Annotated in this window: 23 protein-coding genes; 13 read left to right on the plus strand and 10 right to left on the minus strand. The window is 55.8% G+C overall.

Annotated elements, in window-relative coordinates; translation table 11 throughout:
* Nucleotides 1–165: 165 nt before the first annotated feature.
* The 4 genes from ACYAC5_RS08305 to ACYAC5_RS08320 are packed head-to-tail and all read right to left on the minus strand — an operon-like array spanning nt 166 to nt 4,936.
* Nucleotides 166–987, minus strand: a complete 822-nt coding sequence (locus tag ACYAC5_RS08305; RefSeq protein ID WP_309834984.1) for an alpha/beta fold hydrolase — start codon at nt 985–987, stop codon at nt 166–168.
* 36 nt (nt 988–1,023) lie between these two features.
* On the minus strand, nt 1,024–2,649 hold the full coding sequence (locus ACYAC5_RS08310) for an MFS transporter (RefSeq protein ID WP_309834982.1): 1,626 nt from the start codon (nt 2,647–2,649) through the stop codon (nt 1,024–1,026).
* Nucleotides 2,636–3,055 carry a DoxX family protein gene (locus ACYAC5_RS08315; protein WP_280172719.1) on the minus strand — a complete coding sequence of 140 codons (420 nt, stop codon included), beginning with the start codon at nt 3,053–3,055 and terminating at the stop codon, nt 2,636–2,638. The genes ACYAC5_RS08310 and ACYAC5_RS08315 overlap by 14 nt, the downstream gene beginning before the upstream one ends.
* A gap of 3 nt (nt 3,056–3,058) precedes the next feature.
* The gene (locus tag ACYAC5_RS08320) at nt 3,059–4,936 is read right to left on the minus strand and encodes an amidohydrolase (protein WP_462062794.1); all 1,878 of its coding nucleotides are present in this window, start codon (nt 4,934–4,936) and stop codon (nt 3,059–3,061) included.
* Between the two features lie 196 nt (nt 4,937–5,132).
* Here ACYAC5_RS08320 and ACYAC5_RS08325 point away from each other — a divergent pair, with 196 nt between their 5' ends.
* The 5 genes from ACYAC5_RS08325 to ACYAC5_RS08345 are packed head-to-tail and all read left to right on the plus strand — an operon-like array spanning nt 5,133 to nt 12,362.
* Nucleotides 5,133–5,825, plus strand: a complete 693-nt coding sequence (locus ACYAC5_RS08325; protein WP_462062796.1) for a hydrolase — start codon at nt 5,133–5,135, stop codon at nt 5,823–5,825.
* 54 nt (nt 5,826–5,879) lie between these two features.
* Entirely contained in the window at nt 5,880–6,122 is a 243-nt protein-coding gene (locus ACYAC5_RS08330; RefSeq protein WP_101760758.1) for a DUF1427 family protein, read from the plus strand.
* Between the two features lie 2 nt (nt 6,123–6,124).
* Complete coding sequence (locus ACYAC5_RS08335; RefSeq protein WP_217546879.1) at nt 6,125–6,376, plus strand: XapX domain-containing protein; 252 nt, start codon at nt 6,125–6,127, stop codon at nt 6,374–6,376.
* A 41-nt stretch (nt 6,377–6,417) separates the two neighbouring features.
* On the plus strand, nt 6,418–6,804 hold the full coding sequence (locus ACYAC5_RS08340) for a response regulator transcription factor (RefSeq protein WP_192234204.1): 387 nt from the start codon (nt 6,418–6,420) through the stop codon (nt 6,802–6,804).
* Nucleotides 6,801–12,362: an AAA family ATPase gene (locus tag ACYAC5_RS08345; RefSeq protein WP_462062798.1), complete on the plus strand. Its 5,562-nt coding sequence runs from the start codon at nt 6,801–6,803 to the stop codon at nt 12,360–12,362. Before ACYAC5_RS08340 ends, ACYAC5_RS08345 begins: the two co-directional genes overlap by 4 nt.
* A 66-nt stretch (nt 12,363–12,428) precedes the next feature.
* Here ACYAC5_RS08345 and ACYAC5_RS08350 read toward each other — a convergent pair whose 3' ends face one another.
* Together ACYAC5_RS08350 and ACYAC5_RS08355 are read right to left on the minus strand one after the other, a co-directional pair.
* A complete protein-coding gene (locus ACYAC5_RS08350) occupies nt 12,429–13,043 on the minus strand; it encodes a response regulator transcription factor (RefSeq protein WP_192413569.1) in 615 nt (204 codons plus the stop codon).
* Between the two features lie 190 nt (nt 13,044–13,233).
* On the minus strand, nt 13,234–13,626 hold the full coding sequence (locus ACYAC5_RS08355; protein WP_137385635.1) for a YgiW/YdeI family stress tolerance OB fold protein: 393 nt from the start codon (nt 13,624–13,626) through the stop codon (nt 13,234–13,236).
* Nucleotides 13,627–13,848: 222 nt separating this feature from the next.
* On the opposite strand from ACYAC5_RS08355, the gene ACYAC5_RS08360 reads away from it, so the two are divergent.
* The 4 genes from ACYAC5_RS08360 to ACYAC5_RS08375 all read left to right on the plus strand — a co-directional run bounded on the left by ACYAC5_RS08360 (nt 13,849) and on the right by ACYAC5_RS08375 (nt 19,347).
* Entirely contained in the window at nt 13,849–14,559 is a 711-nt protein-coding gene (locus ACYAC5_RS08360) for an alcohol dehydrogenase catalytic domain-containing protein (RefSeq protein ID WP_462062800.1), read from the plus strand.
* Complete coding sequence (locus tag ACYAC5_RS08365) at nt 14,528–14,983, plus strand: MDR/zinc-dependent alcohol dehydrogenase-like family protein (protein WP_462062801.1); 456 nt, start codon at nt 14,528–14,530, stop codon at nt 14,981–14,983. The genes ACYAC5_RS08360 and ACYAC5_RS08365 overlap by 32 nt, the downstream gene beginning before the upstream one ends.
* Before the next feature lie 269 nt (nt 14,984–15,252).
* A complete protein-coding gene (gene katE / locus ACYAC5_RS08370; RefSeq protein WP_192413565.1) occupies nt 15,253–17,517 on the plus strand; it encodes a catalase HPII in 2,265 nt (754 codons plus the stop codon).
* A gap of 270 nt (nt 17,518–17,787) precedes the next feature.
* Entirely contained in the window at nt 17,788–19,347 is a 1,560-nt protein-coding gene (locus ACYAC5_RS08375; RefSeq protein WP_192413563.1) for a sensor domain-containing diguanylate cyclase, read from the plus strand.
* A gap of 5 nt (nt 19,348–19,352) precedes the next feature.
* Here ACYAC5_RS08375 and ACYAC5_RS08380 read toward each other — a convergent pair whose 3' ends face one another.
* Nucleotides 19,353–19,604, minus strand: coding sequence for a hypothetical protein (locus ACYAC5_RS08380; protein ID WP_101760749.1), 252 nt, complete (start codon nt 19,602–19,604; stop codon nt 19,353–19,355).
* Between the two features lie 213 nt (nt 19,605–19,817).
* On the opposite strand from ACYAC5_RS08380, the gene ACYAC5_RS08385 reads away from it, so the two are divergent.
* Nucleotides 19,818–20,099: a type II toxin-antitoxin system RelE/ParE family toxin gene (locus ACYAC5_RS08385; protein WP_192413560.1), complete on the plus strand. Its 282-nt coding sequence runs from the start codon at nt 19,818–19,820 to the stop codon at nt 20,097–20,099.
* Nucleotides 20,099–20,416: a HigA family addiction module antitoxin gene (locus tag ACYAC5_RS08390; RefSeq protein WP_137385638.1), complete on the plus strand. Its 318-nt coding sequence runs from the start codon at nt 20,099–20,101 to the stop codon at nt 20,414–20,416. Before ACYAC5_RS08385 ends, ACYAC5_RS08390 begins: the two co-directional genes overlap by 1 nt.
* Nucleotides 20,417–20,576: 160 nt before the next feature.
* Here the strand turns inward: ACYAC5_RS08390 and umuC are convergent, their stop codons facing one another.
* The 3 genes from umuC to ACYAC5_RS08405 form a co-directional block, all read right to left on the minus strand.
* The gene (umuC, locus tag ACYAC5_RS08395) at nt 20,577–21,839 is read right to left on the minus strand and encodes a translesion error-prone DNA polymerase V subunit UmuC (protein WP_110865986.1); all 1,263 of its coding nucleotides are present in this window, start codon (nt 21,837–21,839) and stop codon (nt 20,577–20,579) included.
* Complete coding sequence (gene umuD, locus ACYAC5_RS08400; protein ID WP_101760747.1) at nt 21,839–22,261, minus strand: translesion error-prone DNA polymerase V autoproteolytic subunit; 423 nt, start codon at nt 22,259–22,261, stop codon at nt 21,839–21,841. Before umuD ends, umuC begins: the two co-directional genes overlap by 1 nt.
* 140 nt (nt 22,262–22,401) lie before the next feature.
* Entirely contained in the window at nt 22,402–22,914 is a 513-nt protein-coding gene (locus tag ACYAC5_RS08405) for a GNAT family N-acetyltransferase (RefSeq protein ID WP_101760746.1), read from the minus strand.
* A gap of 196 nt (nt 22,915–23,110) precedes the next feature.
* Here ACYAC5_RS08405 and ACYAC5_RS08410 point away from each other — a divergent pair, with 196 nt between their 5' ends.
* Both ACYAC5_RS08410 and ycgZ read left to right on the plus strand, forming a co-directional pair.
* Nucleotides 23,111–23,389 (plus strand): hypothetical protein, encoded by a 279-nt coding sequence (locus tag ACYAC5_RS08410; RefSeq protein ID WP_137385641.1) that lies wholly within the window; start codon nt 23,111–23,113, stop codon nt 23,387–23,389.
* Nucleotides 23,390–23,602: 213 nt separating this feature from the next.
* Complete coding sequence (ycgZ, locus tag ACYAC5_RS08415) at nt 23,603–23,848, plus strand: regulatory protein YcgZ (protein WP_007891089.1); 246 nt, start codon at nt 23,603–23,605, stop codon at nt 23,846–23,848.
* The last annotated feature ends 6 nt before the right edge of the window (nt 23,849–23,854 follow it).

The raw sequence follows: 23,854 nt of genomic DNA on the forward strand, positions 1-23,854 counted from the left end.
CAGCGCTGCGAATTGCCGGCCCAAAATTGCCCCCGGCCCGCTTCGACGCTTCAGTGCGTGACGCAGCCGATGTGTCAGAGCCCGCACGATTAATGCAGCCTTAAAGCCAAACTCTTTCATAACTGACAAGTATTAGGCCAAACCGGCCGATTAATGTTATTCCCGTTAAAGCGATTGCAGGAACGTCAGCAGATCGGCGTTGAGCTGATCGGTATGCGTCACCGCAAAGCCGTGCGGTGCGTTGTCATACACTTTCAGCTGCGCGCCGGCGATCATTTCGGCGGCGACTTTCCCGGTGGTTTCGAACGGCACGACCTGGTCGTTGCTGCCGTGAATCACCAGTGTCGGCACGTCGATTTTTGCCATATCAGGACGGAAGTCGGTTTCCGAGAACGCGGTAACACAATCAATCGTCCCTTTTAGTGACGCCAGCAGCGCAATATTCAACGTCTGCGTCAGCGCGCCTTCTGAAACCGTTTGACCGGCGTTGGTGCCGTAAAACGGTGTGGCAAAATCACTGATGAACTGCGCGCGATCTTTACGTAAGCCCTGACGAATGCCTTCAAACACCGACAAATCGACGCCTGCTGGATAATCATCGGCCTTGCCGAAGATCGGTGTCACCGCGCCCAGCAGCACTAAGCTATCCACGCGCGCTGTGCCGTAATTGTTGATGTAGCGCGCCACATCGCCGCCACCCATTGAGAAGCCCACCAGCGTCACGTTTTGCAGATCCAGATGGCTAATCAGGTCGTTAATATCCGATGCAAAAGTATCGTAGTCGTAGCCTTCCCACGGTTGATCGGAACGGCCAAAGCCGCGGCGATCAAAAGCGATAACGCGGTAGCCTTTCTCCGCCAGGAAATTCAGCTGGCTGTCCCACATATCCCCGTCGAGCGGCCAGCCGTGACTGAATAGCACCGGCTTGCCGGTACCCCAATCTTTGAAATAGATCTGCGTACCATCCTGCGTCTTAAATGTGCTCATGTTTCGGCCTTATTAATGTCGATGAATGAAAGCGCCTTATTCAGGTGCCACGAGATAACGAACTTCCGGAGCTGCAGTGCCTTGATGGAATCCCAGCACGCGGTTCTGAATCTTTTGATCGTTCATGGTATAGCGCTCGCGCTGACGCAGATGCTCCATCCATGAGCCAACCACAAAGGTCTCAACAAACATGTCGGGTTGCAGCATGTCCTCATACAGAGACCAGTTCAGCGCGCCACCACGTCGTCTGACGCGACGCATATCCTGCATGCACACCGCAAAGGCATGCGCATCACTGCGGTTGATCTGATAATGATAGCTGACCATCACCGGCCCGCGATCGTGACGAATCTCCAGCTCGGGCAAGGGATCGCTGACCGTGCTGAGGTCGAGGTTCAGATCCGGATCCTGATCCAGCCGCCAGCGCAGCACCGTCAGGCTCGCCAGCAGCATGCCGACAGTGGCGACAGTCAGTGACAATGGAATGCTGAATGTCGATGCCAGCTGTCCCCAAATGGCGCTGCCTAACGTCATCGAGCCAAAAAACACCGTCAGATAGACCGCCAGCGCCCGGGCTTTCACCCATTTGGCGGCACTGCGCTGCGCGCCAAGATTGAGGGTGGAAAGCACTGCAATCCACGCAAAGCCGGTAAAGAACTCGAACGCATTCAGCAACCAGAGGTGACGAATAAACGCCAGCGCCAGCAGAGTGATGGCAAACATCAGGCTCGCCAGCACCATCAGCTGATCGGGATTAAAGCGTTTGCGCATACGCGGCAACAGCAGCGCGCCGCAAATCGCGCCGATGCCGATGCAACCCAGCATAATGCCGTAGCCGCCGGGCCCGAGGCCCAGTTCGCGTCGAGCCACCAGCGGTAACAGCGCCCAACCGGCACTGCCAAACACAAAGAAAGCGATGGTGCGCACTAGCACATTGCGCAGTACCGGCGCAGCATGCACATAGCGCACGCCGGCACGCACCGCCGGGAAGAAGTGCTCCGGCGGCAAACGCTGCACGCTGGGCTGTGCTTGCCACACATACAGCACCAGAAACACGCCGAGTACCGAAAGCGCATTCAGCAGAGACACCATCCACGGACCGGCAAACGACAGAATCAGGCCGCCGAGCGCCGGGCCGATAGCGCGACTGATGTTAATGCCGAGCGAGTTAAGCGCAATCGCCGGGCCGAGCTCCTCCTTACTGACCAAATCCGGCACGATGGCCTGGAAGGGCGGAGAACTCATGGCCGCGCCGGTACTCAGCAGGAACGCCGCAATCAGCAGCACCATCGGTGTGACCAGGTCTGCCCAGGAAAGGAATGTCAGGCTCGCGGCGGCAATAAACACCCAGATTTGCGAGAACAGCAGGTATTTACGCCGGTCAACGATATCCGCCATCACGCCAGACGGCAGTGCAAACAGAAACATCGGTAAGCTGCTGGCGGCCTGCACCAGCGCCACCGAGAGCGGATCGGCGCTCAGTGTCAGCATGGTCCAGTTAACGCCTACGTCGTTCATCCATGAACCGACATTGGATACCACGGTAGCGATCCACAGCATGCGGAACACGCGCTGGCGCAGCGGCTGCCATGGTGAAACCGTCTGCGAAACGGGCGGCAGATCCGCCTCGGGGATGTCATGAATGTCATTAACCTGCGCCATGAACAACCTCCGAAACGCCGCCAAACACGCGCCAGCGACCGGGGCCGGTCAGCGCCAGCGTGGTGAAAATGGTCAGCAGCAGCCAGCCAAACTGTCCTTCCGCTATGCTCCAGTTGGGATGGACGAACAGCATCGCCACCAGCAGCACGCCGATAATCGGCAGGCAGGCGAGGCGGGTAAACACGCCGAGCAGGATAAACAGCGGGCAGACCACTTCAGCAACGATCGCCGCCAGCAGGCTGAAGTAGGCACCCAGGCCAAAGGGATCCTCGATACGCGTCAGTTCTTCACTGAAATGGAACACCTTCGGCAAGCCGTGCACGTGCAACAACAGCAGGCAGCCGGTAAGGCGCAGGAAGAACAGCCCCGCATCAATGCGAGGCGGCTGTGAGAGTGAATGTTTCATGGTTTAGAAGGCGAAGCAGCTGCAGCCGAGCGCGCCCCAGAAGGCGTTCTCTTCCGAAACCGGCAGGTTGGCGCCGCGCGCAATCTCGTGAGAATGCGTATGCACGCCGCACGGGCCGCTGCAGTGATGCGCTTGCTGCATCATGCCCACGCGTGTGGTGGCGGTCGGTGGCGCACTGCGATAGTGGCCGGGAACCTTGACCACCGGCGACCATTCCGGCAGCACCGGAATGAGGGGCGGCGCTTCCGAGCTGAAAGCGCCGGCGGCATAAACGATATTTCCGTCCACCACGGTCAGCACCGACTCAATGCCTTTGATCTCCTCTTCAGGCACGCTGAAGTAGTCTTTGCTCAGCACCACCATATCGGCCAGCTGACCGATTTTAATCTGGCCTTTTTTACCTTGCTCGCTGGAGAACCAGGCGCTGCCCTGCGTCCATAACATCAGCGCCGTATCACGATCGAGGCGCGCGTTGACGTCGTACATCTGCATGCCGCCCACAGTGCGTCCCGATACCAGCCAGTAAAGCGCGGTCCACGGGTTATAACTGGCCACGCGCGTCGCATCGGTTCCTAAACCCACCGGCACGCCGGTCTCCAGCATGCGCGCCACCGGCGGTGTATGGCGAGTGGCCTCAATGCCGTAACGCTCGGCAAAGTACTCGCCCTGGAACGCCATGCGATGCTGTACGGCAATGCCGCCGCCCAGCTCTTTGATGCGGTCAAGGTTACGCTGCGTCACGGTTTCGGCGTGATCGAAGAACCAGTGCAGGCCGTTGAACGGAATGTCGCGGTTCACTTTTTCAAACACATCCAGCATGCGGCTGATCGATTCATCGTAAGTGGCGTGCAGGCGGAACGGCCAGCGATGTTCCACGAGATGACGCACCACACGCTCCAGCTCATCTTCCATGCCGGGCGCCAAATCCGGACGCGGTTCGAGGAAATCTTCAAAATCGGCGGCGGAAAACACCAGCATTTCACCGGCACCGTTGTGACGGAAATAGTCGCTGCCCTGGCCCGGCGTCAGCATGTCGGTCCACTTCTCGAAGTCTTCCAGCTCGTGGCCCGGACGTTGGGTAAACAGGTTGTAGGCGATACGCAGCGTCATCTGCTTTTTCTCATGCAGCTCGGCAATGACTTCGTAATCTTCTGGATAGTTCTGGAAACCGCCGCCCGCATCAATGGCGCTGGTCAGGCCGAGGCGGTTCAACTCGCGCATAAACTGGCGGGTGGAATTGACCTGCTGCTCCAGCGGCAGTTTTGGCCCTTTCGCCAGCGTGGCGTAAAGGATCATGGCGTTCGGGCGCGCAATCAGCATGCCGGTCGGGTTGCCATTGCTGTCACGCTGGATCTCGCCGCCCGGCGGATTGGGCGTGTCTTTGGTGTAGCCGACGACCTTCAACGCGGCGCGGTTGAGCAAGGCGCGATCGTACAGATGCAGGATAAACACCGGCGTATCGGGCGCGGCTTCGTTGATCTCATCCAGCGTCGGCATGCGACGCTCGGCAAACTGAAACTCGGTCCAGCCGCCTACCACGCGCACCCACTGGGGTGACGGCGTGCGCAGCGCCTGTTCTCTCAGCATCCGCAGCGCATCGGCGATCGAGGGCACGCCTTCCCAGCGCAGTTCGAGGTTGTAATTCAGGCCGCCGCGGATCAGGTGCAGGTGGGAATCATTCAGGCCGGGAATGGCGGTATGGCCTTTGAGGTCAATCACTTTGGTGCCTTCGCAGTGATGCTGCATCACGTCGGCCAGGCTACCCACTTCGAGAAATTTGCCATCGCGTATCGCCACGGCCTCGGCAATCGGGTTGCCGCGATCGACGGTATGAAATCGCCCATTGGTCAAAATGATGTCTGCTTTGCCTAACGTAACCATAAAATCTCCTGAATAAGAGGTCCTGCCAATTTCGCAGGTGAAATACGGGGTGGGATTATGTTCAGGCGGTGCGGAAAGCGTCTAGTTATACAAAAGGATAGGTATACCTTCGTATAGTTATACCTATAGATAATGGTTCGTGTGCCCAAAGGTTCTTACACTGCGCCCAGACATTCACCTCAATGGGCATACAAAAATGACAACCAGTAAATTAGAAGTACTGACACCGCATAACTGCCAGATCATCTTCATTGACCAGCAGCCGCAAATGGCGTTTGGCGTGCAGTCCATCGACCGTCAGGTGCTGAAAAATAACGTGGTCGCGTTGGCAAAAGCGGCGAAGGTGTTCAACATTCCTACCGTACTGACCACGGTGGAGACCGAGAGCTTCTCAGGTAACACCTTCCCGGAGCTGCTGGATGTGTTCCCCGGCCAGGACATTCTTGAGCGTACCTCGATGAACTCGTGGGATGACCAGAAAGTGCGTGATGCGCTGGCGGCCAACGGTAAGAAGAAAATTGTGGTTTCCGGTCTGTGGACCGAAGTGTGTAACAACACCTTCGCGCTGTGCGCCATGCTGGAAGGCGGCTATGAGATCTACATGGTGGCTGACGCCTCCGGCGGCACCACCAAAGAAGCGCACGACTATGCCATGCAGCGCATGATTCAGGCGGGCGTGATCCCGGTGACCTGGCAGCAGGTGATGCTGGAGTGGCAGCGCGACTGGGCGCACAAAGAGACCTACAACGCGGTGATGGATATCGCGAAAGAGCACTCCGGTGCTTACGGCATCGGCGTTGATTACGCTTACACCATGGTGCACAAAGCGCCATCGCGTCAGAAGAGCGAGCATCGCACGCTGGCACCGGTTGCTGCGCCCGTTCGCTAAATCGTCACCCAGGCGAGCGCTTACGGGCTCGCCTTTCTTTTTCAAGGAGGACCGGTGAGTCCTTTACTGATTTCTCTGGCGGCGGGTGTGTTTATCGGCCTGATTTACGCCTTGCTCAACGTGCGATCGCCGGCGCCGCCCGCCGTGGCGCTGGTGGGCTTGCTGGGCATGATTGTGGGCAGTTCGCTGGGTGGAAAATTGACGCATCCCGTAGCGCCCGTCGATAAAACCTCACGCGCGATGGCCGCTGACAGGCCGCTACCTCCCGCCACGCTCACCGCAAAACAGGCGGGTTGAACATGCTGAAAACCTATGCGATATCGCTCTCGGTCGGTATTTTAGTCGGCATCATTTATGCCGTTATCGACGTCAATTCCCCAGCGCCGCCCGTGATTGCGCTGCTTGGTCTGTTTGGTATGCTGGTCGGCGAACAGATTATCCCGCTGTGTAAGCGCCTGATAAACCGTCAACCGGTCACGCTGGCCTGGTTTCGTCAAGAGTGTGTGCCTAAAATCAGCGGCACGCCGCCATCGAGTGACAAAACCTCCTGAGGACGCGCCGCAGGCAGTGAATAATAATTAAGGAACACAGCATGCAGCTGTCGCAGCGCATTGTCGTTGTTGATGATGAACGATCGGTTCGCAGTGGTTTGAGCAATCTGCTTCAGTCGGAAGGATACGCAACGCAGGCATTTGAGTCGGCTGAAGCGCTATTAGCGGACGAGACGGCGCTAAATGACGCTGCGCTGTTTATTATTGATGTTGAGCTCAAAGGCATGTCGGGCTTTGAGTTGTTCCGTGCGCTGGTACAGCGTCGCGCGAACCCACCCGGAATTATCATCTCCGGCAATGGCGATGAGAATATGCTCTGGTATGCCATCCATCTAGGCGCGATCACCTTTATGCGAAAGCCCATTGATATCGACCTGCTGTTTGAACATATCCGTCTGGCGTTTTCCTCCCAGGCAGCGCGCCAATGAGCACGCTTTTCCTGTCATTAAATATCGCGGATGACGCGGCGCTGGTGCTGGCGGATGACATCGTTTTCACCCCGCTGGCGCAGGAAGGGCAGGTTGAGTGGATCGAATGCCGTCACCCGATCTCCGATGAACGCTTCGTGCTGGCCACGGCGGCGGCCGAAGAGGCGGAGTTTCCGGTAACGCAACTGCTGAAAAATGAGTATGCGCTGCGCGCCTTATTAGCAGAAAGCTGGGCGCGAAAACCGCTGCGCCACACCTTATATCAGGGGCGCTACGCCCTGATTTATCCCGCGTTTCGCTACCAAACCCTGGCGGATTATCTGCGCCTGCCAGCGGGTAAAATTCAGAAGTTCATCAGCTGCGCCGTGCTGCTGTGTAATGCGCTCAGCAAGCTGCATGAGCAAGGTTTGGTGCACGGCGACATTAAACCGGCCAATTTCTTCTTTACCGATCAAGGCGACGTGGTGCTGGGCGGCTTTGGCCTGGCGTTTATCGAAGCGGACTCACAGCAGCCGCTGCGCGCCTCAGTGACCGGCGGCACGCTGGCCTACATGTCGCCCGAGCATACCTCGCGCACCGCGCACGCGGTCAGCCGGGTCAGCGATCTCTACAGTCTGGGCATCGTGCTTTACGAATTACTCACCGGCAAGCTTCCCTATGGCAGCGCGGAAGGGGGCGCGGCGGAATGGGTGCACCATCACATTGCCTCCGAAGCGCTGCCGCCGCACCGGCTGCGCAAAGATGTGCCGCTGGTACTCTCATCCCTCATTTTACGCCTGCTAACCAAATCGCCGGAGCAGCGTTATCAAACCGTCGAAGGCGTGCTGGCCGATCTGCGCCGCTGTGAATCCAACCTGATGCCTGACGGCGTAGTTGAATCTTTCGCGCTGGGCTTACAGGATGTGCCAACCACAACGCTGTTATCCGATGTGCTGTACAGCGACCATGCTCAGGCCAGCGAGATGCTGGCGGCGTTTGATGAGGTGTGCAGCAGCGGGAAACACTGCATGGTGGCGATTAGCGGCGCGTCCGGTGCCGGAAAATCGGCGCTGATGGCCTCGGCGCTTAAAATCCTGCGGGAAAAAAACGCGCTGCTGACGGTGACCAAAGCCGACCAGCACTCGCCCATTTTGCCCTACGCGGTATTTACCTCGGCGTTTCGATCGCTGACGCTGCATCTGCTCGGGTTGCCCGCCGAAGAGCTGGCGCGCTGGAAAACACACATCACGCGCCAACTGGGGAATTATGTTGGGCTGGCCGTTAATCTGGTGCCCGAACTGGGCATCTTGCTCAACCACAAAGCCAGCGTGCAGGCGGATGCACGCTCGTTAGATGCACGCAATCGCCTGAATCTGGTGGCCTGCAGCCTGGTGAAAGCCTTTACGGTGCCGGGGCGGCCGCTGATCCTGCTGATTGATGACGTGCACTGGGCCGATCAGGCGACCTTGCAGCTGCTACAGAATTTGCTGCGCTCCAGTGAAGATATTCCCTTATTGCTGGTGATTTCTCATCGCGATCGCGCCTCGTTGTCCTGTCCGACGGTGGTTGCCAGCCTGGAGCGCATTCGTGCGGCGGCCACGCGCATTGTGGATATCACGCCCGAGCCGCTGTCGGTGAAAAATATCGCCAGCTGGCTGGCCGGCATTTTTCACACGCGCAGCGCGGAGACCACCGAGCTGGCGCAGATCATCCATGAAAAAACCGCCGGGAATCCGCTCGCCACGCGTGAGTTTTACCGCCAGGCGGTGCGCGATCACCACATCACACACGCTGCATCCCATAAATGGACCTACAATCCGCACGCGTTGAGAAACTGCCATTACACCGCGAACGTTGCCGCCAGCGTGCTGCAACAGCTGCAGTTGCTCGCGCTGCCGCTGCGCCAGCTGCTGGGCCGATTGGCCTGTATCGGCAGTAGCGGCGATCTGCCGGTGTTGGCCGGCATCCTCGATACGACGCTTAGCGCCCTTCACGCCACGCTGCGCCCTGCGGCTGAGGCCCGGCTGATCTCGCTGACCGATCACAGCTACACCTTTATGCATGACAGCATGCATGAGGCCGCGCTGAAGTTGCTTTCGTCGGCGGCAAAAGATGATTTTCACTTTGCCGCTGCGCGCTATTACATGCAGGCCGCGCGCCAGGATAACGCGCATGCGCTGCTGTTCAGTGCCGCGCATCACACTATCACGCTGCAAAATCGCGCACTTTTAGCGCCCGAAGCCGCTGCGTTTAGTCTGCTGTTACTAAACGCCACCCGACGCGCGAAAATTATGGGCGATTACGCTTCCGCGCTGCGTTTCTTACACGCTGCCCGAGCGCTCAACGCAGCGTCAGGCGCGGAGGAGAGCGGCCCGTTTTTGTTTGAGCAAGCAGAGTGTGAGTTTTTAAACGGCAACTTATCGGGCGCGCTGGCGTTGAGCTCTGAGATTCTCGCCACGCCCGGTGTGGTCACCGATAAAGCCGAAGCGGCGACGCTAATTGCTGAAATTCATATGCGTCAGTCCGACAGCCAGCTGGCGCTGGAAACCGCGCTGGCCTGGCTGGCGGTGTTTGACATTCATCTGCAGCGCTATCCGGATAAAGCCGAGTGCGATGTCGCCAGGCAACGGTTGAAAAAAGAGGTTGGCAAAAATCCCTATACGCGCTTCCGTTCCCTGGCGCGAGTGACCTGCCATAAAACCGAAGCGGTGATGAACCTGATGGCCAGCGCCAGCACCTTCGCCGCTTTTATCAGCCCACGGCTGCAGTTCATTATCCTGTGCAAACTTCTGCATCTGACGATGGAGAAGGGCATTAGCGGTGCCTCCACGCTGGCGCTGGCCTGGTACGGCGTGGTGTGTGGCGATCAGTTCAATGAATACAGCCGTGGATTTGCCAGCGCGCTGCTGGCCCGCGAGCTGGTGTATAAGCACGACTTCGTTAGCTACAAAGCGCGCACGCTGATGCCGCTGGATCAGGTGAGCGTCTGGACCATGCCGCTCAGTTACGCCATCGAGTGCGCTAAAGCGACCTTTGATGTAGCGGTTGATATCGGCGATCGCACGTCGGCGTGTCTGGCGCTGCGTCATCTCACCATGAATTGCCTGGCGCGCGGTGACCATCTTGATGGCGTGCATACTTCGATCATGCGCGGCATGGTCTATGTGCGCAAAGCGCAGTATCGCGATGTGGAAGTGATTCTCGGCATGCAGCTGGATTACGTGATGTTCCTGCGTAAGCCAGCCGGTGAGACCTTGTCCGGCGATGATTTCCATGCGCCCGCGCTAAACGTGGTGCAACCCGAATACGCCATTGAACCGCTGTTTTTGATGCAGTTCTGGACGCGGCTGTATAAAGGCATGGCGCACTTCTTTGCCGGTGAGTATGCCGCCGCCCAGCGCCAGTTCAGCGACGCCGCACCGCTCACAGACGTGATTCCCGGCCATGTGCATATGCTGGATTTCCATCTCTACAGCGCGCTTTCACTCAGCATACCGCTGCAACCGAATGAGCTTGATGCCACGCAGCGGCAGCAACTGCAGCGCCATCTTGAAAGAATCATCACCTGGGCATCGGAGAACCCCGGCACCTTCGCCGACAAAGAGGCGCTGCTGCGCGCCGAACTGCTCAGGCTGGAGGATAACCGCGGCGCGGCGCTGGAGCAGTTTGAAAAAGCCATTGAGCTGTCGCGCAAAGGGCAGTTTCATCCGATCAACGGTCTGGCATGCGAACTGGCCGCGCGCTGCGCCAGTGCGCGCGGCATGGCGTTCGCCGCCGAGGGCTACATCAAAGGCGCGCTTGCCGCCTGGGATCGCTGGGGCGCGGGCGCCAAGGTGCGCCAGCTTGAAATGCACTATCCGCATCTGGCGGCGCACCCGCCGCAGAGCGCGTTAAACACCGTGACCTTTGAGCAGAGCGCGGTGATCAGCGACCTGCAAAGCCTGGTCACGGCGATGCGCGCATTGACCGAAGAGATCAATCTTGATCGGCTGATCCATATTTTGATGATGATGTTGGTGGAGCGCGCCGGCGCGCAGCACTGTATTTTGATCCGCCTCATCGACGGCAATGTGCCGGAAATTCAGGCGCGCGCCTCCTCCACGGTGGAGGGCGTCAGAGTCAAAATCGTTAATGAACTGCCGGTAGCGACTGATTTGCCGCTGTCGATTCTCTCGGCGGTGATCCGCACCGGACAGGAAATCCGTACCGGTCGGCCGGAAGTGTTTAGCCCGTTTAGTCAGGATAACTATCTGGTTGCCTCTGGCGCGGCAGTGATGTGTGTGCCGATGTTCCGCCAGGCGCAAATGGTGGGCGTGCTCTATCTGGAAAACCGGCTGATGCCTGATGTTTTCACCGCGGAGCACTCGCGCATTGTCTCGATGTTAGGCGCGCAGGCTGCGGTTTCTCTGGAAACGGCGCGGCTGTATGCCGAGCTGGTGGAGGAGAACATCCAGCGGCGGAAAATTGAAAAACAGCTGCGCGCCAGCCAGACATCCCTGATGCTGGGTGAAAAAATCAGTAATACCGGTACCTGGCACTGGCATCTTGAGCCGGATATCCAGCTGATATCGGACGAATATAAACGCATCATGGGGCTGCCCGCCGGGCAGGTGAGCACCTCGATGGCCGAGTTTCAGCGGCGGGTGCATCCAGACGATCTTCAGTGCCTGAAAGCGCTGATTGAATCCAGCGTGGCGCATGGCGTGAGCATGCAGGCTGAATTTCGTATCATCCGTGATGACGGCGAATGCCGTTATATCAAAGGCATAGGTGAGCCGGTGGAGAACTGGCCGGATGTCGCCGAATATTTCGGCACGCTGACGGATATCACCGCGCAGCGTCAGTCCGAAGATGCCGCCAGAATTGCCCAGGCCGAGCTGGCTCGCGTGGCGCGCGCCACCACGGTAGGACAGCTGACCTCATCGATCGCCCATGAAATCAATCAGCCGCTGATGTCGATTGTGGCCAATGCTGGCGCCAGCCTGCGCTGGTTGAAACGCGATCCGGCTCAGCTGGAGAAAGCCAGTGAAAGCATTGAGGAGATCATTAACGAAGGGCGGCGCGCTGGCGAAATTATTCGCGGCCTGCAGTCACTGACGCGCAATAATGTCGCGGAGTATGCATCGGCCAGGCTGCATCTGCTGGCGCGCGATATTTTAACCTTGTCGCGTCTGGAACTTGAGCGCCGCTCGGTGGCACTTGAACTGGATATTAAAGCGCCATGGGATGAGGTGTTTTGCGAGCGCGTACAGATTCAGCAGGTGCTGCTGAATCTGGTGATTAATGCCATTGAGGCGATGGCAGATAATGCCGGAGCGCGTATTCTGCGGCTCTCATCCTCCAATCCTGACGCGAATCATATTCGTATAGAGGTTGCCGACAACGGCAGCGGATTATCGGCAGAGGTTATCGGCAAGATATTTGACTCTTTCTACACCACCAAAGCGGAAGGAATGGGAATGGGCCTGACCATCAGTAATGAAATCATCAAACGTCATGGTGGTGTGCTGAGTGCGGAAAACCGCCCACAGGGTGGCAGCGTATTTAGCTTTACCCTGCCATTAAATCTGGGGAAATAGTTTATCTGATCCTCCCGCGCTATTTCGCGGGAGGAAAATCGGACCGTTATCACTTTAACGCGCGCGTTATTCATCTTGCAGTAAATGAAGTTTCTCAGCGGCTCTGACTAATTCTGATACTGAACGCACCGCCATTTTTTCCATTACGCGGCGTTTATGCACTTTTGCCGTAATTTCACTGATGCCCATTTCGGCGGCAATCTGCTTATTTAATAAACCGCGAATGACAAGCAGCATCAATTCCATTTCCCGTGGCGTTAAAGAGTGATAACGCCCGGTGAGTACAACTCTTTCCTGTGCGAGTGCTGCGCTTTTTTCGGCCAGCGCCATGGCAGCGGATACCACTTGTATCAGGTCATCCGGCATCACCGGCTTGGTGAGAAACTCAAAGGCGCCGGCCTTCATCGCGCGGACCGTCAGAGGAATGGTGCCAAAGCCGGTGAGGAAAATGGTGGGAATGGTGTATCCGCGTGCGGTGAGGTCGTGCGAGACATCAAAGCCGTCGAGGCCCGGCATATTCATATCGACAATTAAACAGCTCGGGGTGCGGTAATGCGGCTGATGTAAAAATTCAGCGGGGGAGGTAAAGGTCGAAATCAGGTAGCCTTCTGAGCTCAGCAGATTTTGCAGCGCGTTGATGACAGCGGGGTCATCGTCAACAATATAAATCGTTCTATCCATAAAAACTCATTCAGACTCTTACGAGTTCTATTCACTACATGCGCGCTAATATACCCGCAAAATAGTGCTGTAGGAATGGCGAAAAACGTATATGTGAATGTGATTATCTGCTGCGCTGTTAGGCCTAAAAAGGGTGAGGATGAAAAGCCATGCACTCACCCGCTATTCTTAAGGTAATAAATGCGTAACCTTAAGGTTCATCAATCCGCGATACCCTCAAGGTGGTTTGTTCGCCACGCCCATACACTTTTCCACTCACGCGGACTTTATCACTGGCTGAATAGGTTTTCTCTTTGAAGGCCGGCTTCTCAGCATTAATGATAATCGTGCCGGTATCATCGCGGAATTTGTAGCTATCACCTTTCAGCTTTTCAATAATATGGCCTTCGAGCGTGACATAGCCGCCCTGACGGAAATCACGAATACGTGAAATCGGGGTTTGTGCGGTGTCTTCCGATCCTTTATAACCGGCATCCTGATTCTTCTGCGGCGGTGCTGTTTCACCAGATTGGTATCCGCCTTCCGCTGCGCTCACGCCAACGCTGAACATCATGATTACTGAAGCTAAAACAACCTGTTTCATACGCTCTCCATAGATTTTCCTGCTGACACGGTGTTAAGTCTGGCACAAATATGCGCGACTGCACGACAAACGCAGCGGTAATTGAAAAAAGCACAACTGACTTATTTATGCCAGGGTATGTAGACGCGGTTTTTATTTCTTTGGCTAAGCGCGACGTTAAATTAGCGCCGTGCTTACCTGCTCATTCGAATTAAGAGTGCTCGCCACTCAGGAAAATAAATTATGAAAGCTATCGTCTATAACGGGCCTTTTGATGTCTCGGTTAAAAATGTTCCTGATGCAAAAATTGTGCGTCCTACCGATGCGCTTATTCGTATTACCACCACCAATATTTGCGGTTCCGATTTACATATGTACGAGGGGCGCACCAGCTTTGAACAGGGACGCATCTTTGGTCATGAAAACCTTGGCGAAGTGGTGGAAGTGGGAAGTGGCGTCGAGCGACTTAAGGTTGGCGATTACGTTTGTATGCCGTTCAACGTCGGCTGTGGTTTCTGTGAAAATTGTGAGAGAGGGTTAACCGGTTTCTGTCTGACAGCCAATCCCGGCACCGCAGGTGCGGCCTACGGTTTTGCTGAAATGGGTGAGTGGGAAGGCGGTCAGGCCGAGCTGCTGCGCGTGCCGTTTGCCGATTTTAACTGTTTGCTGCTGCCACCGGATGCGGTGGAGAAAGAGGAAGATTATGTGATGCTGTCAGACATTTTCCCCACCGGCTGGCATGCGACCGAACTGGCAGGCCTGCGACCGGGCGATAGCGTCGCCATCTACGGTGCGGGCCCGGTAGGCTTGATGGCCGCGCATTCGGCGATCATCAAAGGCGCGTCGCAGGTGTTTGTGGTGGATACGCACCCCGATCGCCTGGCGCTGGCGGAGCAGATGGGCGCAAACGGGCATCAATGCCGTGGGCGACGCAGCGGTGCAGCAAATCCTTGATCTGACGGATGGACGCGGCACGGATTGCGGTTGTGAATGCGTGGGTTATCAATGTTGTAATCAGCATGGACGCGAAGATAACAGCGCCACCATGAACAGCCTGGTCGCCTCCACCAAAGCCACCGGCGGCATTGGCGTGGTGGGCGTGTTTATCCCGCAGGATCCCGGCGCGGCCAGCGAGTTAGCCAAAGTGGGTAAAATGCCGTTCGATTTCGGCAGCTTCTGGTTTAAAGGGCAGTCGATCCGTACCGGCCAGGCCAACGTCAAAGCCTATAACCGCCAGCTGGCGCGATTGATTGCCACCGACAAAGCGCATCCGGCGAGTATTATTTCTCATCGACTGTCGTTGGCCGAAGGCCCCGAAGCGTACCGCCATTTCGACGATCGTGATGCGGGCTGGACCAAGGTGATTTTGAAACCTTAACGCATTCATAGCGCCTGTTTCGCCGCATGATATTTTTGGTCGCCATTAATGGCGACCCTGAGGAGGGTGCGAAAATAATTAAAATAAAGCGCAACGGTATTTATCAGGATTAATCTTATTAATAAAACGTTAAAGCTACCCTTTGGTTAAAATATCCTCGCTTTACATTCTCTTCATTAATCTCTTTAAACATCATTTCTAAACTAGGCGAAATATAAACGTTTTTATGCTCTACAGTTAATAGGGTCTTAACTGGAGGAGCATGTCACATGTCGAAAGATAAAAAAGAACAGAATTTAACCCACACCGCGCCGCACAAAGGGCCAGAAACCTCTGAGCCAGGATTAGGTGATTTAGCACCGCAAGGCGGTGGACATAAACCTGCCGCTGAACCGACGCCGCCGGGCAAGCAGCCTACCGCGCCCGGCAGCCTGAAAGCGCCCGCCACGCAAAACAGCAAACTTGAGCAGCTCGATGAGTACCGTAAAAATGGTGAAAACGCCGACCTGACCACCAATCAGGGCACGCGCATCGCCAACGATCAGAACTCGCTACGTGCCGGTTCGCGCGGGCCCACGTTGCTTGAAGACTTCATCATGCGTGAAAAAATCACGCATTTTGACCACGAACGCATTCCTGAGCGTATCGTGCATGCGCGCGGTTCGGCGGCGCACGGCTATTTCCAGCCCTACCGCTCGCTGGAAAAACTCACCAAAGCAGGTTTCCTCAGCGATGCCGAAAAAATCACACCCGTCTTCGTGCGTTTCTCCACCGTGCAGGGTGGCGCAGGATCGGCTGACACCGTGCGCGATATCCGTGGATTCGCCACCAAGTTCTATACCGATGAGGGCGTTTTTGATTTAGTCGGCAACAACACGCCAGTGTTTTTCATTCAGGATGCGCATAAATTCCCGGACTTCGTGCATGCGGTGAAACCCGAGCCGCACAACGAAATCCCGCAGGGGCAGAGCGCGCACGACACCTTCTGGGATTATGTGTCGCTGCAACCTGAAACGCTGCATAACGTCATCTGGGCGATGTCGGATCGCGGCATTCCGCGCAGCTATCGCACCATGGAAGGCTTTGGCATCCATACTTTCCGCCTGATTAACGCCGAGGGTAAAGCCACCTTTGTGCGTTTCCACTGGAAACCGGTGGCGGGCAAAGCCTCGCTGCTGTGGGATGAAGCACAGAAGCTGACCGGCCGCGATCCCGATTTCCACCGTCGCGATCTGTGGGAAGCGATTGAAGCCGGCGATTTCCCGGAATATGAGCTCGGCCTGCAGCTGATTCCGGAAGAGGACGAGTTCAAATTCGATTTCGACATTCTCGATGCCACCAAACTGATCCCTGAAGAGCTGGTGCCGGTCGAACTGGTCGGCAAAATGGTGCTCAACCGTAATCCGGACAACTTCTTTGCCGAGACCGAACAGGTGGCGTTCCATCCGGGCCACATTGTGCCGGGGCTGGATTTCACCAACGATCCGCTGTTGCAGGGCCGTTTGTTCTCCTACACCGATACGCAAATCAGCCGTTTGGGTGGGCCGAACTTCCATGAGATCCCGATCAACCGTCCGGTTTGCCCGTACCACAATTTCCAGCGTCAGGGCATGCATCGCACGGAAATCGATACCAATCCGGCCAACTACGAACCGAACTCCATCAACAACAACTGGCCACGTGAAGTGCCGCCAGCGGCAAAAGAGGGCGGATTCGAGAGCTATCAGGAGCGGGTGGAAGGCAGCAAGGTGCGCGAGCGTAGCCCATCGTTTGGCGAATATTACTCGCAGCCACGGCTGTTTTGGCTGAGCCAGACCGCGGAAGAGCAGCAGCATATCATCGGCGCTTATTCGTTTGAGCTTAGCAAGGTAGCGCGTCCTTACATCCGCGAACGCGTGGTCGATCATCTGCTGCAGATTGACGTCACGCTGGCGCAGGCTGTGGCCACCAATCTGGGGCTGAAGCTGAGTGATGAGCAGCTCAACACCGTTCCGCCGAAAGATGTCAACGGCCTGAAAAAAGATGACAGCCTGAGTCTGTATGCACAACCGAGCGGCGATATCAAAGGCCGTCAGGTGGCGTTACTGCTGAGTGACGGTGTGAAAGCCGCCGACGTGCTGGCGATTCTGCAGGCGCTGAAAGCGCAGGGCGTGCATGCCAAAATTCTGGCAGCGCACATGGGACAAGTGCTGGCGGATGATGGATCGGTGCTGCCGGTTGATGCCACCTTTACCGGTCTTCCTTCGCTGACCTTTGATGCGGTGATTGTGCCGGATGGCAATATCGATGCGTTGCTGCTGAGCGGTGATGCGCGCTACTTCCTGCTGGAAGCCTACAAGCATCTCAAAGCCATCGGTCTGAGCGGTGATGCACGCCGGTTTAAGGCGCAGTTTAACGTGCAGGACAATGAGGTCGAGGAAGGGCTGGTGGAAGATGTGAAAGCCGAGAGCACCTTTATGGCGGACTTCCTTTCTGTCATGGCATCCCATCGCGTCTGGTCGCGCAGCAAAAAAGCGCTGACCGTCGCAGCCTAATGCGCGGGGCGGAGTTGATTGCTCCGCCCCGTTTTCCCTGCATCTTAGGCAAAAAAAAGCCCGCTCGTAGCGGGCTGGTCGAGATGCATACCGAAGTGATCGTGTAAACGCGTACTGTGTGTTGCTGCCACTCAATGTGGTGGAACCAGACTACAGTAATATTTCGCAACTGGTCATAGGAGTTATCGATGGCCCGAAAAATAACCGCATTCGTCCACTGATGCGTGGTTTACCTGCTTAACTCTGTTGGTGGGGAAGACAGAGGACAACATGCAGTTTAAAAGAAAAATGGATAAGCCGGTTTCTTCTGACGGCGGTTTACTGAAAAGCATTGTGCTCTCTGGACTGCTGCTATTGATCACCGTAGCCAGTATGAGTATCTGGACCTTGCGTGAAGACTGGCTGGCGACCGTGCGTCAGACCCAGGAATCCGCGATGAATCTGGCGTTATCACAATCGCGTCAGGCGGAAGACACCTTCCTGCAGACCGAGCTGTCGCTACGCCAGGTACAGCGTGATCTGCAGCTACAGCTGGCAACGCGCATTCAGGGCGCTGACCTGAGTAATACCATGCGCGAATTACAGCGCCGCTTACCGCAGTTACACGGCTTGTTCTACTACGATCAAGATGGCAAGTGGATCGCCACCTCCGCCCAACGCGCACCCAACAACATCAATAATTCCGATCGTGAATACTTCACTTTTCAGCGCCATAACCGGCGCAACAGCGTGCATATCGGCCCGGTGATCAACAGCCGCAGCACCGGTGATTTGGTGATCCCCGTTTCCCTGCGCGTCAGTGATGCCAGCGGTGGCTTTAAGGGCGTGCTGCTGGCCACCATCAAGGTCGATTTTTTCCGTCGCTTCTACAGCTATTACGAGCTCGGTGCGCGCGATGTGCTGGTGTTGATGCTGGCTGACAGCACGGTGCTGTACGCGCGTCCGATGCCTGACAGTTACATCGGCAAAAATCTTTCAGCCAGCCCGTTGTTTCAGGAGATGCTGGCGAAAATGGATCGCGGCAGCGGGCAGTGGAAATCGGTGCTGGATGGCCAGGCGCGGATCTTTGGTTTTGCGCGTTCCGATCGCTATCCGATTATCGTCGCCGCCGGTTACAACAGTGACGATCTGTTCCATGTGTGGGTTAACCGTCGGGCGCAGGATATTCTGCTCAGCATTATCCTGCTGCTGACCATCTTGCTGCTCGGCGTCTTCCAGCTGCGTCAGGCGCGTAGCGTGTTGCGCTATCAGCAGGAATTGACTCAGCTGCGCGACGAACTGCACAGCGCCAACCTCGCCCTGAATCAACTCGCGCACGTTGATGGTTTAACCGGTCTGGCGAATCGAAGGGAGTTTGATCGTTTCCTGCATCAAGCGCTGGCCCACGCCGCCGCCAGCGGTAAACCGCTCACGCTGATCATGATGGATATCGATTTCTTTAAGCATTACAACGACACTTACGGCCATATTGCCGGGGATAAGTGCCTGAAAGCGATCGCTGAGGTGCTCGCTTCCGTGGTGGCGCGGCGCTCCGATATCGCCGCGCGCTATGGCGGCGAGGAGTTTGCGCTGATCCTGCCTGATACCCCATTCGATGAGGGCATGACGATTGCGCATCGGGTGGTTGAGGCGGTGCGGATCAGGCAGCTTGCGCATATTTCTTCGCCCAAAGGCCAGGTGACGATCAGTGCCGGCTGCGCCACCACTGCGACGTCTGCCACCCTCAGTGCGGTAAAACTGCTAGAGTACGCCGATCACGCCTTGTACCGGGCAAAGCGTGAAGGGCGCGATGATGTGAAAGGGATTAATATAGATGAATCGCAAGCGTAATTGGCTTATTCCACGGCGGGCAGCTGGTATTTGATATATTGACGCAGCGCCTCGTGCATCTGGCTATTCCTTTCGTCCTCTAAGCCGCGCTCTTCATATTCTTTCGCCAGTTGAATAATCACCTCATCATATTTCCCTTTGAAGGTGATGTTATTTACCGCCACCTGCTTAATCATTAACTCGCGCAAGGCAGCGACTTCAATCTGCAGCTGGTTTACCGTTGCTTCCAGCTCGTTTACGCGTTCTTCATTCGACATAGGTTCTCCGGATGTTATTAAGCTGTGACCGTATCAGGGGCTGAATATCGCATTCGCATGCGTGTAATTCAAGCGTGAAGCGCTTACTTCGCTACCGGTAGATCCGCTCAGGGCTTGAGTCTGTGACGCGCTGCGAAAAATAAAAAGCCAGACCTGTTTCCTGTTGAGAAACATATGATATGCTGTTCTCAACAGGAAACGCGGAGGCGTGATGTGATTAAAAGCTGGAAGCATAAGGGATTACAAAAGTTGTTTGAGAAAGGTGATATCAGCGGTGTCCAGGCGCAGGACGCAGAACGCATTCGGCTTCGCCTTCTGGTCATTGATGAAGCGCTCTCCACGGATGAATTCAGAAACTATCCGGGGTTTCGTTTTCATCCCCTGAAAGGGGACAGGAAAAACCTGTTTTCATTAACGGTCAGGGCTAACTGGCGTATCACCTTCGAATTCACCGACGGCGATGCCTATATTCTTAACCTGGAGGACTACCACTGATGGCAATGTTCAATCCCCCGCATCCGGGCGGTCTGATCACCGAATACATCGAAGATAACAATATTGGCTTGCGCGTACTGGCGAAAGAGCTTGGCGTATCAGCTTCAGCGCTGAGTAAAGTCGCCAGCGGTAAAGCATCGGTCAGCCCTGAAATGGCGGTGCGGCTTGAGGCGGGGCTGGGTATTGCGGCGCGCCTGTGGTTATCAATGCAGGCGGCATGTGACCTGCACAAGGCACGAGAAACCACGGACGTTTCCGGTGTCAATCTGCATCCAGGTATGAATGCCGCTTCTGAGGCGCACAGGGCAGCGAAGTAACGCACCCACGCCAGTTACCTGTACAAAACCGCGCTGGCTGGCGCGGTTTTTCTTTGGTCGGTTCAGACACCTTTAGACGAACCCGGTTCTGCGGTCGTGATGACGCTGTGTCAGGGACTGAAGAGTGTATTGATATGTGTGTAATTCAAGCGCGAAGCGGTTACTTCGCCACCGGTAGATCCGCCAGCCGGGTGGTGTAGGCCGGGGACAGCATCTCGCGCTTCATCGACCAGGGTTTCTGAATGCCTTGTCCGGCAAACCATAACGCACCGCGCTGGTGGGCATTCATCTTGTCGATCAGGGCCATTAATTGGTCACTATTGTGACGCGGCTGATATTCCGCAAACAGATCAAACTGCGCCACGCCATCGCTAAAGAAATCGCCCAGCATGACGCCGCCTTTCATATAACGCTTACCGGGCACCCAGATGCGATCTAAACAGTTGAGCGTGGCCTGAATAATATCGCGGCTGTCAGCGGTGGGCGTAATCAAGGTTTGGCTGGCCGCATTGGCATAATAAGGATGATGCGGATCGTGCGGACTGGTACGAATAAACGTCCCGATATGACGGCAATATTGCCGCTCACTGCGTAACTTCTCTGCGGCACGCGCCGCGTAATTGGCGATGGCCTCGCGCATATCCTGATATTCGGTAATGCGATCGCCAAACGAGCGCGAGCAGAGGATATTTTGCCGGTTGGGAATCACCTCTTCAAACGCCAGACAAGACTCGCCACATAATTCACGCACCGTACGCTCCAGCACCACGCCAAAGTGTTTACGGATCAGCGCGGTCGGGGTTTCAGCCAATTGCAGCGCGGTGGTAATGCCCATCAGGTTGAGCTTTTTCGATAAGCGCCGGCCCACGCCCCACACCTCTTCGACTTTGACCAGTTTCATCAACTCGCGCTGACGGTGGGGCAAAGAGAGATCCATCACGTTCTCAGCTTTGGTCCAGCGTTTGGCGGCCCAGTTGGCGAGCTTTGCGAGGGTTTTGGTCGGCGCAATGCCGACACCCACGCGCAAATGGGTGTCCTGATAAATACGGTCGCGAATGTCGCGGCCTAACTGTTCGAATGTCATGCAGGCGTTGATGCCGGTGACGTCAACGAAGGCTTCGTCGATGGAATACTCATCCACGCGCGTGGAGATCAGCGCCAGCGTCTCCATCACGCGGCGCGACATATCGCCATACAACGCATAGTTAGACGAGAACACCACCACTTTGTGGCGCATCAACTCTTCCCGATGTTTGAAGTAGGGCGCGCCCATCTTAATGCCCAGCGCCTTGGCTTCTCTGCTTAGCGAAATAATGCAGCCGTCGTTGTTCGACAGCACCACAATCGGCTTGCCGCGCAGATCCGGGCGAAACACCGTTTCACAGCTGGCGTAAAACGAATTCACATCTACCAGGGCAAACATCAGCGGCCTATGGTTTTAATCACGTGTTTAACGATGCCGAAGACTTCGAACTCATCGGCGTCAGGAATGGCGATCACCGCATGCGCGGTATTCATCGGTTTGAGATGCAGGTAAGGCTGTAACATCAGCTGTTTCACGGTGAACTCGCCGGAAAGCGAAGCCACCACAATGTCACCGTGTTTGGGTTTTAGCGAGCTGTCCACCACCAGCATGTCACCCTCATTGATACCGATGTCGATCATCGAGTCACCGCTGACTCTAATGAAATAGGTTGAACTGGGGTGATCGACTAAAAAGTCGTTGAGGTCTATACGTTGTTCAACGTAGTCCTGCGCCGGGGACGGAAAGCCGCAGGGCACGCGGCTGATGAACAAAGGTAAGGCGAGAATAGCGCGGATTTCCGCGGGCTGATAAAACTGCATGGCTGCGATCTCAAATCGTCACTGTATATGTATACAGTAATGTCGAATAGGCAGTTTGATCAAGCCAGAACCCGTAATGATTTGCAAAACAGTTGGCAACAAAGGAAATTTATTTTGTGCCAAAGGGCTTGCCGCTGCGCTTAAATCATCATCCCCATGATCTGCAGGGTGCTCTGCTGTGAAGCGGTGATAAACGGAATGTCTTTGATGTGCTGCATACCAAAGGCTTCGTAGAACTTACGTGCACGCACGTTATCGCCTAACACTTCCAGCCACAGGTAGCCTTCACGCTTGTCGCGCGCCTCATTGATGATGCTCTCGAACATCCAGCGACCGTAGTTTTTGCCGGTTTCTTCTGGATTGAGGTAGAGCTTGTTGAGCAACGCGCCGCTCATGCCGGAATCCGGCACTGGCGTGTTCCAGGTGACTTTGGCGAAGCCAATCGGCTTGTCGGTCTCGGCGATCAGCCAGCTCTCATTGGGCGCGGCGAGGCTGCTATTGAGCTCTGCCAGACCGTATTCCTTGTCGATAAAGGCATCCAGTTCGTCTGCGGAAACCCACATATGTTTGAAATGCGCACTGTAGGTCATGCGGCCCAGCAGGTGCAGCAGCTCTGCATCCTCTGCCGTGGCTTTGCGTATGGTGAACTCCATGCCAGATTTCCTTGCTTAATGCTTGTTATTAATCACGTCGTCGGTGCGAGCAGAGGCCACCGAAGGGCAGTTACCATAACGTGTTAGTAACAAAAACCCAAGATAACCAGAGCTGTCTGTTAACAAGGCGCCATGCCGATGATCTATAATGAAGAGTGAGAAGCAAGCGTAAGCCCATATTCTCAGGAGGTAGAAGATGTCAGATTCGCAACCTAAAATTATCGGCGAAGCGGCCTATGCATTACTGGTACGCCGTGAGGAAGTCAGCGTTTCCTCACTGCTGGCAGAGCTCGCGCGCATGGCGAGAAAAGAGCAAAACAGTCAACAGCAGCAGCGTATTACCCAGGCGCAGCAATGGTTGCTCACGCACCGTCAACCGGCGGGCAGCGATAATCGCGTCCATTCAGCATTGCGCGGATTGAGTCGCCAGGAAGGCAGTGTCAGAATGCCTTCGGCCGATGCCGACGACAATTGACCATCCCAACCGGCTCACGCGTCGATGACTTTCGGCGCGGAGCGCACAGATTTGGAAATAAAAGCTTTCTAATTGTCCTAATTCACACTTCTTAGCACTTTTTGCAACAAAACCTGCCTGGCATCTTGAGTAAGCTCCTTGTACAGCTTTTTGCTATCTGTACAACTTTACTTAGGTCAAATGATCTAACTTTTTCATTTATTGGGGTCAATTATGCGTCAGAACGGATACACGCCGAGTTCAGTCGAGGCCATTGCCAACTATTTCAGCAAAGCGTCGCTGCCATCGCAGCAGGAAACCTTGGGTCAGATCGTGGTTGAAATCTTACGCGAAGGCCGTAACCTCAACCGCAAATCGCTATGCACCAAGCTGCTGCGCAGACTGGAACTGGCCGCCAATGCTGAAGAAGAGCATCACTATCATCAGCTGATTGGCTTGTTATTTGAACGTGAAAGCTGAGAGTCA

It is taken from the genome of Pantoea sp. y20 (assembly GCF_054903455.1).